Genomic DNA, 14,437 nt, shown 5'->3' on the forward strand with positions numbered 1-14,437 from the left:
GCTACCGTTTCCAGTAGTTATCCCCCTCCATCGGGCAGTTTCCCAGACATTACTCACCCGTCCGCCACTCGTCACCCGAGAGCAAGCTCTCTGTGCTACCGTCCGACTTGCATGTGTTAGGCCTGCCGCCAGCGTTCAATCTGAGCCATGATCAAACTCTTCAATTTAAAGTTTGATTTGCTGCAACAAGTGCAGCGATGCTCATCTGTAAAACGTCATAATGAATTTCATTATGTGTTCACTCGTGAGACTTGATATTTTTTACGTCCGGAGACGTTGATATCAATCCTGCGAGTGCCCACACAGATTGTCTGATAAATTGTTAAAGAGCAGTGCCGCGATTTCTCAAGCGGCGCGGGATGCGTATATTACGCTTTCCGCATTCTCAGTCAAGCATTTATTTTTGCTTTTCTGAAGGTTGCCTTGAAGACCACCTCCTGAACACTTCGCTTCGTAAGCCGTTGTTCCGTGTCAGTGGAGGCGCAGTATAGGGATTTCTTTTTGGCTGACAAGCGCTAAATGCAAATTAAATTCTGAGTGTTGTTTTTTTCGTCGAAACCCCACTAAATCGCCAGTTTTTCCAGCAATGGAAAGCCATAACGCCGTAGAACCGGTGATAATTGCACCGCCTCCTCATCCATAAGCGTGCAGAACGCCATATTCTGACCAGAAGAAACGGCGTGCGGCGCTTCATGTTCTAATAACCATACTGTGCGGCGTGCAATGGCTGCACCAGAATCCACTAGCCGCGTGCCTTCAGGCAGTACCATTTGCAGCTCGTCACGCAATAGAGGAAAGTGCGTACATCCCAGGACGACAGTGTCAGGTGGCTCTTTCATACGAAGCCAGGGTTGCACAGCATGGCGCACATCAGAGAGTTCCACCCCTTCACCATGCAGTTTCGCTTCCGCCAGCTCTACCAGTTCAGCAGAACCCAACATTTCGATTTTGCACTCGCGCGCAAACTGCGCCACCAGCTCATGAGTATAAGGACGTTTTACCGTGCCGCGCGTTGCCAGTAATCCCACGACACCATTACGCGTGAGACGCGCAGCAGGTTTAATCGCCGGCACAACACCGACAACAGGAAACTCGAATCGCTCACGCAGTGTAGGTAAAGAAACGGTGCTGGCCGAGTTACAGGCAATGATGACTAATGCCAGCGGGAAGCGTTTTGTAATCGCCTCAACCACAGCAACCACACGCTCGACAATAAAGTCTTCGGTTTTTTCACCGTAAGGGAAACCTTCATTATCGAAGGCATATAAATAGTGAAGATCCGGCAATAACTGCCGGACCTCATCATAGACGGAGAGCCCACCGACGCCGGAGTCAAACACCAGCACGGTGGGACGCGGATCAGAAGCTGTAGCTGGCGCTGAGGTAATACTCCGTTCCTGGAGTTGGATAGCCATACACTGTCTCGTAGTCTTTATCGAACAGGTTGGCAATTCTACCACGAACGGTGAGTTGTGATGTGACCGGATACGAGACTGCGAGATCCCACAAGCTCACACCGCCCAATTTCACGCGCTGCGGCGTGTAAGAGTGGTTGTAATCGTTATCGTAACGATCGCCAAGATAGTGATAGGTCACAGACCAGTCAAAATCGTAGATTGTCCAGTCGAGTTGGTATTTCACCTGCTGCTTAGCACGGCGTACTAGCTGCTGATTAGTCTCTGCATCACGCGCATCAACATAATCGTATGAGATTTGATGGCTGAGCGGGCCAGTATCGAAGGATGCTGTGGCTTCCACCCCTTTGATGCGTGCTTTATCGATGTTGTAATAAACGTAAGTGCTTGGGTCGCTATCAATCAGATTGTCGATATCATTGCGGTAGCCGGATACACGCCAGTTTACCGGGCCCGTCAGCCCCTCAAAGCCCCCTTCCCACTGCTTGCTCTTTTCAGGCTTCAGATCCGGGTTACCATACGTCTGGCTGTAAAGCTGTCCTAAATTCGGCGATTTGAATGCCGTACCGTAAGAAGCGAAAACACGGTAGCCGTCAACAAACTCCCACGCGGCACTGCTCTGCCAGGTGTTATGCCAGCCAAACGCATCATTGTCGTCGCCACGTACTGCCCCTTCCAGCGTTACGCTGCCAAATTGCTGCTGCGCAGTAGCATAAATCCCAGTATTACGTTGTTCCTGACCTTCAATAGTGGAGTTAGTACCCGGTTCTGAAGTCTGTTTCTGCCAGTCCACGCCCCCGCTGATCGCACCATGTCCGACCTGCACAGTGTTACCCCACTGCAGGTTGTACTGCTGAACATCATTTAATGAGGCGGTCGAATCGTATTTACCGAGTTGCGGGCTGTAGTTGTAATCTTTGGTATGGCTGTAGCTGGCGATTAATTGGGATGAGTAGATACCCTGATTGAAGCGCAGACCGGTATCCCAGGTTTGGCTGTAAAGCTGGCGAGTATCGACAAAGGTGTTCGGCTCTACATAAGTAGGGTAACCATCGTAAGCCGTTCGGTTGTCGAAACCATAGCCACGCACGAAACCGCTGAATTCATCGTTAAATTGATGCTCCAACGATCCATACAAGGTTTTGCTCATAAAGCCGTCACGGTCTTTCTGCGCGGGATCGCCGTAAACGTCAGGCAAGTTGGCCACCACGTCGTAACCCTTGGTGTAGGTATAATTACCCGCCATGGTGAGTTTGGTGGCATCCCCCAGCATTTGCTGCGTGGAACCATCATAACTTTGGTAGCCATTGGAACCGACACCCGCCGTCAACGTGGTACCTGCTTTATCACGGCCGGTAATAATGTTCACCACCCCACCAATCGCATCCGAACCATAAACCGCTGAACGCGCGCCACGGATATATTCGATGCGCTGCACCAGTGACAACGGAATCTGGCTTAGATCAGACGAACCAGAAATACCCGCCTGATTGAGGCGAACGCCGTCAATTAATATCAGCACATGGCTGGAGTTAGTACCACGGATAAACATCGAGCTGGATTGACCAAGGCCACCATTCTGCGCGATATCCACGCCCGGTAAACGGCGCATCACATCCGTCAGGCTTTTCGCCTGCCAGCGATCGATCTCTTCACGGGTGACTACCGTTGTCGGTGCCAGCACCGATGAAACCGGCTGAGCGAAACGATTAGCGGTAACGATTTGCGTATCATCATCCTGAGCGTAGCCATACGCAGCCCAGAGTGAAAGCGCCGTTGCACTGAAGGCACACAGCGTAGTTTTGCTTTTATTCATTGTTGTAAGCATCCAAAAGACGAAGCAGGATGCCGCAGGCCTGCAACCGATAGCACGCGATGGTTGCAGTGATTGCGACGACACACCGGCAGGTCTTCGGGCTGAGAATCATAAATGGTGAAAAACTTCCCATCCCACAGGACAGTGTTTAATGATCGATCACCATGACATTCTTTTACCGCTGCGCGTCAGCTCCAGATTCACACTGGATTCCCTTTTAACTCAAGGAGGCCGGCAGTCGCAGTCTACGGTTAAGAAGGTCGGGAATCCAGACTGCCAGCCATCATCTTCTCACAGAACTGGACATCAGCAGGTGAATGCCTACAATCGCCCGGCAAGCTAGCTTATTACCAGGATTAAAGATGACACCCGAACAGCTCCCGATTGAACAATACGACGCGCAACTGGCGGAAAAAGTCAGCCGTTTACAGGCGATGATGGTGCCCTTTGCCGCGCCTGACGTGGAGGTGTTCCGCTCACCGGTCAGCCACTACCGTATGCGCGCCGAATTCCGTATCTGGCATGATGGCGACGATCTGTACCACATCATCTTTGATCAAGAGACTAAGCAGCGCATCCGTGTGGATCAATTCCCTGCTGCCAGCGCGTTGATCAACCAGTTGATGCCAAAATTGATCGATGCGATCCGTGATAACATAGCGCTGCGTTTCAAGCTTTTCCAAATCGACTACCTGTCGACGATGAGCAATCAGATTGTGATTTCGCTGTTGTATCACCGTAAGTTGGAAGCGGACTGGACGGAAGCCGCTACCGCGCTGCGCGACACCCTGCGCGCTGAAGGCATCGATGTGCAGTTGATTGGCCGTGCGACCAAAACCAAAATCTGCCTTGATCGCGATTACGTCGATGAATGCCTGCCCGTAGCGGGCAAAGAGATGATTTATCGTCAGGTGGAGAACAGCTTCACCCAGCCTAATGCGGCGATGAACATTCAGATGCTGGAATGGGCGCTGGATGTCACTCAGGGCTCACGTGGTGATTTGCTGGAGCTTTACTGCGGCAACGGCAACTTCTCACTGGCGCTGGCGCGAAACTTCCATCGCGTACTGGCAACCGAGATCGCGAAACCTTCGGTGGCGTCGGCGCAGTACAATATTGCCGCCAACCATATCGACAATGTGCAGATCATTCGCATGGCGGCGGAAGAGTTTACGCAGGCGATGAATGGCGTGCGCAGCTTCAACCGCTTAGAAGGTATCGACCTGAAGAGCTATCAATGCGAGACCATCTTTGTCGATCCACCACGCAGTGGCCTGGATGAGGAAACCGTGAAGATGGTGCAGGCGTATCCACGCATCCTGTATATCTCCTGCAACCCGCAAACCCTGTGCGACAATCTTGCCACGCTGAGTGAAACGCATGACGTGTCGCGGCTAGCGTTGTTCGACCAGTTCCCGTACACCCATCATATGGAATGCGGCGTCTGGCTCACGCGTAAAGCGTAAAACAAAACGGGAACCCTGCGGTTCCCGTTGTTGTATTTAGCTTTTGTTCCTGGCGCGGCGGAAGCGAGTGGCAATCCAGAACACCAGCGCCACCATCAAAATGGTCGGGATGAAGTTGGAACCGATATCCGGATATTCAGCACGCACCAGCGCGCTATACACCAGAATACCCAACAGGAAAAACGCCGCGGCCAGTGAAGGCATGCCATCGGGCATATTGCGGTTAAGATAACGCTGATGCAGACACCAGGCTGCGAGGCCAAGGGCGATCAGCGGGAATATCGAAAAAGGCACAAACGTACTGAACAGCACCGAAAAGGAGCCGTTGATCGCTAAACCGGTGATAAAAGCCAACAACAGGGTTCCTTTATCGCGTGGGTCTTGCTCAATCATTTCATTATCCTTATCACATTACTCTTCGGGTTTTTCCAGGGTCACCGCCAGACGTTCCTGCTCCCGGCGATACCAGTAATAAGCGCCTTTGGCGATCATGCGCAATTGCAGCACCAGGCGATCTTCCAGCTTGCGACGCTGTTCGATATCCACATCCAGCGCTTCCGCACCGGCGCTGAACACGATGGTCACCATGGCTTCGGCCTGCGCTTCGGTAAAGCTGCGCGGCATCCGATTTTCCAGCTCAAGGTAATCCGCGAGCTCAGCAATAAAGTGCTGAATTTCTCGCGCAACTGCGGCACGAAACGCGGCCGATGTTCCGGAGCGCTCGCGTAGTAAGAGACGAAAAGCGTTGGGATTGTTCCCGATAAATTCCATAAATGTGGAAACGGAGGTCTTGATGATGCTGCCGCCCTTGGCAATGCGCTGGCGTGCCTGGCGCATCAACTGGCGTAACATCAGGCCGCTTTCGTCGACCATGGTCAAACCCAGTTCATCCACATCTTTAAAGTGACGATAAAACGAGGTAGGTGCAATCCCGGCTTCACGCGCAACTTCACGCAAACTCAGGCTGGCAAAACTCCTTTCTGCACTTAACTGACTGAAGGCTGCTTCAATCAGCGTACGTCTTGTACGTTCTTTCTGTTGCGCCCTGACGCCCATTTTCCCGGCCTTTTAAGTGATCTGGAAGGCACTATAACAAACTTTTCAGCGTACAGTGGCGCAAAGTTTGTGACCGCCTGTGTACCTCACGCTTTGTCAAAACTGGGGATTTTTCGCTGTTAGAATTCAGAAGTGCGCGGTGAGATGTTAGAATCTCGTTGTAAAAATGTGATAGAAAAATAGGACGTACTGGTATGCAAAAGTCTTACGATTACGATGCCATTGTGATTGGCTCAGGTCCAGGCGGCGAAGGTGCGGCAATGGGCCTGGTGAAGCAGGGAGCGCGCATTGCAGTGATCGAACGCTACCATAATATCGGCGGCGGTTGTACTCACTGGGGGACCATCCCCTCCAAAGCTTTACGTCACGCTGTCAGCCGTATTATCGAGTTCAATCAAAACCCTCTTTATAGCGATCACACCCGACTCCTGCGCTCCTCATTTGCTGACATTTTGAATCACACCGAAAACGTTATCAGTCAGCAAACGGCAATGCGTCAGGGATTTTATGAGCGCAACCGTTGTGAGCTTTATCAGGGCGATGCCCATTTTGTTGATGCCAACACCATCGAAGTTGAACAGCCCGATGGCACCCGCGAACGCTTAACCGCAGAAAAATTCGTGATTGCGTGCGGTTCACGTCCTTACCATCCTGCAGACGTCGACTTTACGCACCCACGCATTTACGACTCCGACTCCATCCTCAATCTGCATCATGAACCTGGCCATGTGATCATCTACGGTGCCGGTGTGATTGGTTGCGAATACGCATCAATTTTCCGTGGCCTGAACGTCAAGGTGGATTTGATTAACACCCGTGATCGTTTGCTGGCATTCCTCGATCAGGAAATGTCAGATTCGCTCTCCTATCACTTCTGGAACAGCGGCGTGGTGATTCGTCACAACGAAGAGTTCGAGAAGATTGAAGGTGTCAGTGACGGCGTGATCATGCACCTGAAGTCGGGCAAGAAAGTGAAAGCGGATTGCCTGCTGTACGCTAACGGCCGTACCGGTAACACCGATTCACTGGCGCTGGAAAATGTTGGGCTGGAAGCTGATGGTCGTGGCCTGTTGAAAGTGAACAGCATGTACCAGACTGCGCAGCCGCACATCTATGCAGTGGGCGACGTGATTGGTTATCCGAGCCTGGCTTCAGCCGCCTACGATCAGGGCCGAATTGCGGCACAGGCGATCATTAAAGGTGAAGCCACTGCTCATTTGATCGAAGATATTCCCACCGGGATTTATACCATTCCGGAGATCAGCTCAGTGGGTAAAACCGAACAGCAGCTGACTGCGATGAAAGTGCCTTACGAAGTGGGTCGTGCGCAGTTCAAACATCTGGCGCGTGCGCAGATTGTGGGGATGCACGTGGGTAGCCTGAAGATTCTGTTCCATCGTGAAACCAAAGAGATTTTAGGTATTCACTGCTTTGGCGAACGTGCGGCAGAAATTATTCACATCGGGCAAGCCATTATGGAGCAGAAGAACGGCGGCAACACGATCGAGTACTTCGTGAATACCACCTTCAACTATCCGACCATGGCCGAGGCCTATCGCGTCGCGGCGCTCAACGGCTTAAACCGCCTGTTTTAACGACGTGTCCAGATGACCCTGCATGTGGGTTTTGATTGCTTCTGCCAGCTGCTCATAGCGGCTGCGCAGAGGTGATCCTGGGCGATAAACCAAAGCAATCGTGCGCTGCGGAACCGGCTTATAGCAAGGCAGATAGCACACGCCATCACGCACTCGCTCATTCGGCACCGCCAGCGAAGGCAGCAAAGTAATGCCGCTTCCTGCCGCGACCATGTTGCGTAGCGTTTCCAGGCTGGTTGCGCGGAAATGGGTATCTTCATCCGCACCGGCTTCAAAGCAGAAGCCCATGGCTTGATCGCGCAAGCAGTGGCCATCTTCCAGCATCAGCAGCTTTTCGCCGGCCAGATCAGACATCGGCACACGATCGCGATCGTGCCATGGATGATCCTTGTAGATCGCCAGCTTCATTGGCTCATCAAACAGCGGCACCTCAATAAAGGCTTCGCTCTCTTTCACCAGCGCCAGAATCGCGCAATCCAGTTTGCCACTGTCGAGTTGTGCCAGCAGTTGCTGCGTTTGCGCTTCGTGCAGGTACATTTCGAGTTTAGGGAAGGTTTGATGCAGCATGGGAATGATCTGCGGCAGCAAATACGGGCCAGTGGTTGGAATCAGACCAATATGCAGCGGTCCGGACATCGCTTCGCCCTGTTGGCTCGCCATCTCCTTCAGCACTTTGACTTCGCGCAGCACAGTTCGCGCCTGATCCACCAGCAACAGTCCAGCCTGGGTAAATAACACCTTACGGCTGGTACGCTCCAGCAGCATCACACCGAGCTCATCTTCAAGCTTTCGAATTTGACCGCTCAAGGTAGGTTGGCTGACATGACACGCATCAGCTGCACGCCGGAAATGGCGATGCTCCGCAAGCGAAACCAGATACTCCAGATCACGAATGTTCATTGATTTCCTCCAAACCACGATAGCCCGTGGCGATAGATAGAATAGCAATGAACGATTAGCCCTATCAAGCGATGAACAGGAATAATACCGGCCATAGCAAGCAATGTTGAAAAAGACGCTGAGATGACGTCGAGCATCACCTGCAATCAGCGGTAAAATCAAAGTGTTGGCCGGGAGTGCCAGCCCTTGATGATGTGCCTATAACAATATGTATTTCTGAAGCTAGAGGTTGGCGGGCTACCGAAAAGGAGCCCGCTCTTTTTTAGCCTAAACGCTTTTTCGCTTCAGCGATGGCAAATGCGACTTGCTGAGGCGACACCCCGCCCTGTGCATTACGCTTGTCGAGGCAGGATTGCAGCGACAGGATCGGATAAACGTCATCCTCAATCACCGCACTGAACTGCTTCAATTGCGCCAGGCTTAATGCTTCCAGCGCCACGCCCTGCTTGATCGCTTCAACCACGGTTTCACCAACAATGTGGTGCGCTTCACGGAACGGTACACCTTTGGCCACCAGATAATCCGCCAGTTCGGTGGAGTTGGCGTAACCCTGCTCGGCCGCTTCCTGACAACGTGGACGTTTCACCTGAATGCCGTCCAGCACCAGTACTGACATATGCAGACAATCAACCCAGGTATCGAGCGCATCGAACAGGCCTTCTTTGTCTTCCTGCATGTCTTTGTTGTAGGCGAGCGGCAAGCCTTTCAGTGTCATCATCATGCCGGTCAGTGCGCCTTGTACACGGCCACATTTGCCGCGAATCAGCTCCAGTGCATCCGGGTTTTTCTTCTGTGGCATCAATGAAGAACCCGACGTTACTTTGTCAGACAGTTCAAGGAAGCCCGCTTCGCCAGTGTTGAAGAAAATCAGGTCTTCTGCGAAACGTGAAAGGTGAATCATGCCGATTGAGGCATCCGACAGCAGCTCCAGCACGTGGTCACGATCAGACACGGTATCGAGACTGTTGCGAGTAGCAGACGCGAAGCCTAACCAGCCGGCCAGCTGCTGGCGATCGATTTCATATGCGGTGCCGGCCAGTGCGCCACAGCCCAGCGGGCTCACGTCTAAGCGCTTCAGCGTATCCTGCAGACGGCTTTCATCACGCGCCAGCATTTCTACATAGGCGAGGCACCAGTGCGCAAAGGTCACTGGCTGCGCACGCTGCAGGTGCGTATAGCCTGGCATCACCGCGTCCTGATTAGCTTCAGCGGTGGCAACGAGGGCAGATTGCAGTTCGCGCGTGGCGTCCAGCAACACCGCGACCTGCTCTTTGCACCACAGTTTCAGATCGGTAGCGACCTGATCGTTACGGCTACGGCCAGTGTGCAGTTTTTTGCCCAGTGCGTCGACTTTGTCGATCAGCTTGCCTTCTACCCAGCTATGGATATCTTCGGCATCGCTTTGCAGAATCTGCTCTGGATTGGCGTGCACTTCTGCCAGCAGTTCATTCAATGCGGCTTCCAGTTGCTGCTGCTCATCGCTGCTCAGCACATTCACGGTAACCAGCGCTTTAGACCACGCTACCGAACCGGTGATGTCCTGCTCCGCCAGACGATAGTCAAAACGCAGTGAATCGTTGAACTGTTTAAACCGTTGGTCTGCTGCCTGCGAAAAACGTCCGCCCCAAAGTGCCATCTGCTTAACTCCTGAATGCTGTTATAGAAAGGGCGGCCCGAAGCCGCCCTTGCAAAATGTGTTATCTGCCGCGGTATTACTTCTTCTGCTCGTTCAATGCACGAATGCGTGAAGAGAGAGAGAACAGACGGATGAAGCCGCCCGCGTGGCTGTGGTCGTAAACTTCGTCTTCGCCGAAGGTCGCGAACTCTTCCGAGTACAGGCTGTTCGCCGAGGTTTTCTGAATCGCAGTGGCGTGGCCTTTATACAGCTGCAGTACCACTTCGCCATTCACCTCTTCTGCCAGGGACTCGGCAGCAGCCTGGATAGATTTACGCAGCGGCGCAAACCAGCGACCGTCGTAAACTACATATGACATTTCGTGGCCCAGCTGCTCACGCCATTTGAAGCTGTCACGATCCAGTACCAGCTGCTCAACCGCACGCAGTGCGTTGACCATAATGGTGCCGCCAGGGGTTTCATAGCAGCCGCGAGATTTGATACCGACCAGACGGTTTTCCACGATGTCGATACGACCCACGCCGTGTTTCGCGCCCAGCACGTTCAGTTTCTCCAGGCACTGGAACGGGCTCAGCTTCTCGCCGTTTACCGCCACCACACGACCTTTCTCAACGGTCACAGTGACGTTCTCTGGCTGATCTGGCGCTTCCAGTGGATCAACGGTCCACACCCAGCAATCTTTGTTCGGTGCATTCGCTGGGCTTTCCAGCACGCCACCTTCAGTAGAGATGTGCCACGCGTTCTCATCACGGCTGTAGATTTTTTCCAGTGATGCCGTCGTTGGGATGTTACGCACTTTCAGGTAATCCAGCAGCGCTTCACGTGAACGCAGATCCCACTCACGCCATGGCGCAACCACTTTCAGCTGTGGCGCCAGTGCGGTGTAGGTGGTTTCAAAACGCACCTGATCGTTGCCTTTACCGGTCGCACCGTGGCACAGCGCGTCTGCACCGACTTTCAGCGCCAGCTCAACCTGCGCTTTGGCGATGATTGGACGTGCCATTGAGGTGCCCAGCAGGTAAGTGCCTTCGTACAAAGCACCGGTTTGCAGCACGGGATACACGTATTCGCTGATGAACTCTTCACGCAGGTCAGCAACGTGACACTCAGATGCACCAGACTGCAGCGCCTTCTTCTCAACGCCTTCCAGATCGGCTGGGTCCTGGCCAATGTTGGCCACGAATGCCACCACTTCACAACCGCCGTAATTCTCTTTCAACCATGGAATGATGGCCGAAGTATCCAGACCGCCAGAATAGGCCAGAACGATTTTTTTGATGTTTTGCGTGCTCATGTCTTAAATCCTTGATTATGCGAGAATCCGGGTGCCAATCGACACGCCGTTGAAAAGGGTTGGCAGCTGTTCAGCATGGCGCCAGCTGGCGATATCAACCGGACGACCTAAAGTACGCGCGGCATCGAGTGCCGCGTTCACTTTAACGATCATGCCATCAGTAATAATGCCCTGATCGATCAGCTGCTGTGCTTTATCGGCCGTCATCTCTTCGATACGTTGACCTTTGCCATCGAGAATACCGCTGACATCTGAAAGCAGGACTAAATCAGCACCAATGGTCGCTGCCAGCGCGGTCGCTGCCTGGTCAGCGTTGACGTTCATCAGATCGCCGCCGTCAGTAATACCGATGGAGCTGATCACCGGCATATAGCCCGCGCTCAGTAAGGTATTCACCAGCGCTGGATTACCCGGCGTCGCATTGCCCACATGGCCAAGTTCCTCGTCGAACTGCGCCACGTTTACCAGGCCCGCATCACCGAGGCATAAGCCCACAGCACCAATGCCGTACTTCTTCGCCCAGGCCAGCAAGGTCTTGTTCGCTGTACCCGCCAGGGCACCAGTAATAATGTCAATCTGATCGGCTGGCGTCACGCGCAAACCGTTCTTCTTTTTCACTGGCAGAGCGAGCTTCTTCATCAGCTCGTCCACCAGGCAGCCGCCGCCGTGCACAATGATCAGCGGACGCTGATGTTCATTGCGGTAAGCCAGCAGCGCATCAAACAGTCGGGCCAGCGCTTCTTCGCTATCCAGCAGCACGCCACCCAGTTTAATGATTAATGGATTCATTGCAGTTTCCGTCCGTTAAATCAGTGACAGCGTTTCGGGGAAGCCGAAACGAATATTCAAACACTGAACCGCCTGCGAAGAGGCACCTTTCAGCAGGTTATCTTCGGCCGCCACCACAATCAGGTGCTCGCCCTGCATGGCAAAGCCAATATCGCAGAACGGCAAGCCGACCACGGCTTTCAATGCCGGGACACCTTTGTCATACACACGCACCAGCGGTTTGTCGTGGTAAGCCTTGTGGAAGGCATCTGCCACGTCTTGCTGCGTCACGCCCGCTTTCAGGCGGCAGGTGGTGGTCGAAAGAATACCGCGCGGGAAGCTACCCAGATGCGGGGTGAAAATCACAGGCGTACCGAGATGCGCCACGATTTCAGGATGATGACGATGATTGAACAAGCCATACGGCTGCAGGCTCACTTCACAGAAGCTGGTGCCGACGTTGGCTTTACGCCCTGCGCCGCTCACACCACTGGTGGCATTGATCACCGGCCATTGTGCATCGTTAAGCAAACCGGCTTCGACCAGCGGCTTCAATGACAATTGTGCAGCCGTTGGATAGCAACCCGGCACAGCAACCAACTGTGCATCTTTGATTTTGTCATGCTGCCATTCGGCCAGGCCGTAAACGGCTTTATCCAGCCAATCCTGATGTTGATGGCTGAAACCATAATATTGAGTATAGAAAGCATCGTCGTTGACACGGAACGCACCGGAAAGGTCAAACACCACACAGCCTGCTTTGAGGAATTCGGGTGCCAGATCGTGGCTGACTTCATGCGCGGTCGCGAGGAACACCACATCGACTTTGTCTGCCCACTCGGAAGCCTCACTCAGCGGCTGCAGCGGCAAATCGACAATGCCTTTCAGCTGCGGATGCAGATCGGAGAGTAATTTTCCGGCGTCCGGGCTTTGCGCTGAAACCGCCAAAGCGGTTATGTTCATATGCGGATGGCGATTCAGGTAAGTGGCAAGCTCTACGCCAGCATAACCACTGGCACCAACGATCAGCGTATTCAACATCAGGCTGTAACCCTTTTTACAGTCACTCATTCCGGGTCGCGGCTTTGCCCCGTTGCCCACGATGCCGTTTGCAGATGATTTTACGCTTCACTTGCAAACGACGTTATTGTATTTTTATTCACTATTAATGCATGAATATTGATACATCCTAACCCAAGGACCGTCAACAGTGAAGACAAAATTACCACCTTTTATCGAACTCTACCGCCAGCTGATTGCCACACCATCGATCAGCGCCACTGACAGCGCGCTGGATCAGAGCAATGAAACTTTAATCAATTTGCTGGCGGGCTGGTTCCGCGATTTAGGCTTCAGTGTTGAAGTCCAGCCAGTCCCGGGTACGCGTCATAAATTCAATATGCTGGCACGCAGCGGTTTGGGTGCTGGCGGCCTGCTGCTGGCAGGCCATACCGATACCGTTCCGTATGATGATGGCCGCTGGACGCGCGATCCTTTCACCCTGACCGAGCACGACAACAAGCTATACGGTTTAGGTACGGCGGATATGAAAGGCTTCTTTGCTTTTATTCTGGATGCGCTGCGTGACGTTGACGTGACCAAACTGAGCAAGCCACTGTACATCCTCGCCACCGCCGATGAAGAGACCACCATGGCCGGTGCGAAGTACTTTTCCGAATCCACCCAGTTGCGTCCAGATTGCGCCATCATTGGTGAGCCGACCTCACTGAAGCCGGTGCGCGCGCACAAAGGTCATCTGTCGAACGTGATTCGTATTCAGGGTCAGTCAGGCCACTCCAGCGATCCTTCACGCGGTGTGAACGCCATTGAGCTGATGCATGAATCCATTACCCAGCTGATGCAACTGCGCAATACCCTGAAAAATCGCTATAACCACGATGGATTTGCGATTCCTTACCCGACCATGAACTTTGGTCACATTCACGGTGGCGATGCCGCGAATCGTATCTGCGCCTGCTGCGAATTGCACATGGATATTCGTCCGCTGCCGGGCTTAACTCTGAGCGATTTGGATGGCTTGCTGAATGAAGCATTGGCGCCAGTAAGCGAACGCTGGCCGGGGCGTTTAACGGTAGGTGAACTGCACCCGCCGATTCCTGGCTACGAATGTCCGGCCGATCATGAGCTGGTGAAAGTGGTAGAGAAACTGCTGGGCGTGCCGACTGAAGTGGTGAACTATTGCACCGAAGCGCCTTTTATCCAGCAATTGTGTCCAACGCTGGTTTTAGGTCCAGGATCGATCAATCAGGCGCACCAGCCAGATGAATTTATCGATACCGCATTTATTAAGCCAACTCATGCGCTTATCACGCAGGTTGTTCAGCATTTTTGTCACTGATTAACAATAAATGGGGCAATTCACTGTTAAAACAGTAAATTGCCCGGTCATTGTTCGGGATTTGATAATAAGAATAACTTATCTCGCTTCCCCCCAAGTTAATTCTATGAATTTCCGGTAGTTAGCAGCGAA

At 53.0% G+C, this 14,437-nt stretch carries 12 protein-coding genes, 1 rRNA gene and 1 riboswitch; of the genes, 3 read left to right on the top strand and 10 right to left on the bottom strand.

The genetic code is table 11. The features are described 5' to 3' along the window. The 3 genes from JK231_RS20765 to btuB form a co-directional block, all read right to left on the bottom strand. A 16S ribosomal RNA gene (locus tag JK231_RS20765) occupies positions 1-167 on the bottom strand; the annotation flags it as partial. 396 nt (positions 168-563) lie between these two features. Further along, positions 564-1,415, bottom strand: a complete 852-nt coding sequence (murI, locus tag JK231_RS20770) for a glutamate racemase (protein ID WP_211729377.1) — start codon at positions 1,413-1,415, stop codon at positions 564-566. Further along, positions 1,360-3,231 (bottom strand): TonB-dependent vitamin B12 receptor BtuB, encoded by a 1,872-nt coding sequence (gene btuB, locus JK231_RS20775; RefSeq protein ID WP_211729378.1) that lies wholly within the window; start codon positions 3,229-3,231, stop codon positions 1,360-1,362. The genes murI and btuB overlap by 56 nt, the downstream gene beginning before the upstream one ends. Positions 3,232-3,300: 69 nt before the next feature. Further along, positions 3,301-3,482, bottom strand: a riboswitch (cobalamin riboswitch). A gap of 111 nt (positions 3,483-3,593) precedes the next feature. Between btuB and trmA the strand changes: the two genes are divergently transcribed. Continuing rightward, the gene (trmA, locus tag JK231_RS20780; protein WP_211729379.1) at positions 3,594-4,697 is read left to right on the top strand and encodes a tRNA (uridine(54)-C5)-methyltransferase TrmA; all 1,104 of its coding nucleotides are present in this window, start codon (positions 3,594-3,596) and stop codon (positions 4,695-4,697) included. 36 nt (positions 4,698-4,733) lie between these two features. Here trmA and JK231_RS20785 read toward each other — a convergent pair whose 3' ends face one another. Together JK231_RS20785 and fabR are read right to left on the bottom strand one after the other, a co-directional pair. After that, on the bottom strand, positions 4,734-5,090 hold the full coding sequence (locus JK231_RS20785; protein WP_097119681.1) for a YijD family membrane protein: 357 nt from the start codon (positions 5,088-5,090) through the stop codon (positions 4,734-4,736). A gap of 18 nt (positions 5,091-5,108) precedes the next feature. Continuing rightward, positions 5,109-5,753 (bottom strand): HTH-type transcriptional repressor FabR, encoded by a 645-nt coding sequence (fabR, locus tag JK231_RS20790; protein WP_034823706.1) that lies wholly within the window; start codon positions 5,751-5,753, stop codon positions 5,109-5,111. 194 nt (positions 5,754-5,947) lie between these two features. Between fabR and sthA the strand changes: the two genes are divergently transcribed. Beyond that, positions 5,948-7,348 (top strand): Si-specific NAD(P)(+) transhydrogenase, encoded by a 1,401-nt coding sequence (gene sthA / locus JK231_RS20795; RefSeq protein ID WP_021506825.1) that lies wholly within the window; start codon positions 5,948-5,950, stop codon positions 7,346-7,348. Here sthA and oxyR read toward each other — a convergent pair. The 5 genes from oxyR to argC form a co-directional block, all read right to left on the bottom strand. Continuing rightward, the gene (gene oxyR / locus JK231_RS20800; RefSeq protein ID WP_097119680.1) at positions 7,331-8,248 is read right to left on the bottom strand and encodes a DNA-binding transcriptional regulator OxyR; all 918 of its coding nucleotides are present in this window, start codon (positions 8,246-8,248) and stop codon (positions 7,331-7,333) included. The two genes, sthA and oxyR, sit on opposite strands and share 18 nt — an antisense overlap. 262 nt (positions 8,249-8,510) lie before the next feature. Continuing rightward, on the bottom strand, positions 8,511-9,884 hold the full coding sequence (gene argH, locus JK231_RS20805; RefSeq protein WP_211729380.1) for an argininosuccinate lyase: 1,374 nt from the start codon (positions 9,882-9,884) through the stop codon (positions 8,511-8,513). 76 nt (positions 9,885-9,960) lie between these two features. Next, positions 9,961-11,178, bottom strand: coding sequence for an argininosuccinate synthase (locus JK231_RS20810; RefSeq protein ID WP_038644110.1), 1,218 nt, complete (start codon positions 11,176-11,178; stop codon positions 9,961-9,963). Between the two features lie 15 nt (positions 11,179-11,193). Continuing rightward, complete coding sequence (argB, locus tag JK231_RS20815; RefSeq protein WP_058960105.1) at positions 11,194-11,967, bottom strand: acetylglutamate kinase; 774 nt, start codon at positions 11,965-11,967, stop codon at positions 11,194-11,196. Between the two features lie 15 nt (positions 11,968-11,982). After that, positions 11,983-12,987: an N-acetyl-gamma-glutamyl-phosphate reductase gene (gene argC / locus JK231_RS20820; RefSeq protein WP_211729406.1), complete on the bottom strand. Its 1,005-nt coding sequence runs from the start codon at positions 12,985-12,987 to the stop codon at positions 11,983-11,985. A 169-nt stretch (positions 12,988-13,156) separates the two neighbouring features. Between argC and argE the strand changes: the two genes are divergently transcribed. Continuing rightward, positions 13,157-14,305 (top strand): acetylornithine deacetylase, encoded by a 1,149-nt coding sequence (gene argE / locus JK231_RS20825; RefSeq protein WP_045815696.1) that lies wholly within the window; start codon positions 13,157-13,159, stop codon positions 14,303-14,305. The last annotated feature ends 132 nt before the right edge of the window (positions 14,306-14,437 follow it).

Origin of the sequence: Pantoea sp. JGM49 (genome assembly GCF_018257655.1) — a bacterium.
GTDB classification, from domain to species: domain Bacteria; phylum Pseudomonadota; class Gammaproteobacteria; order Enterobacterales; family Enterobacteriaceae; genus Pantoea; species Pantoea communis.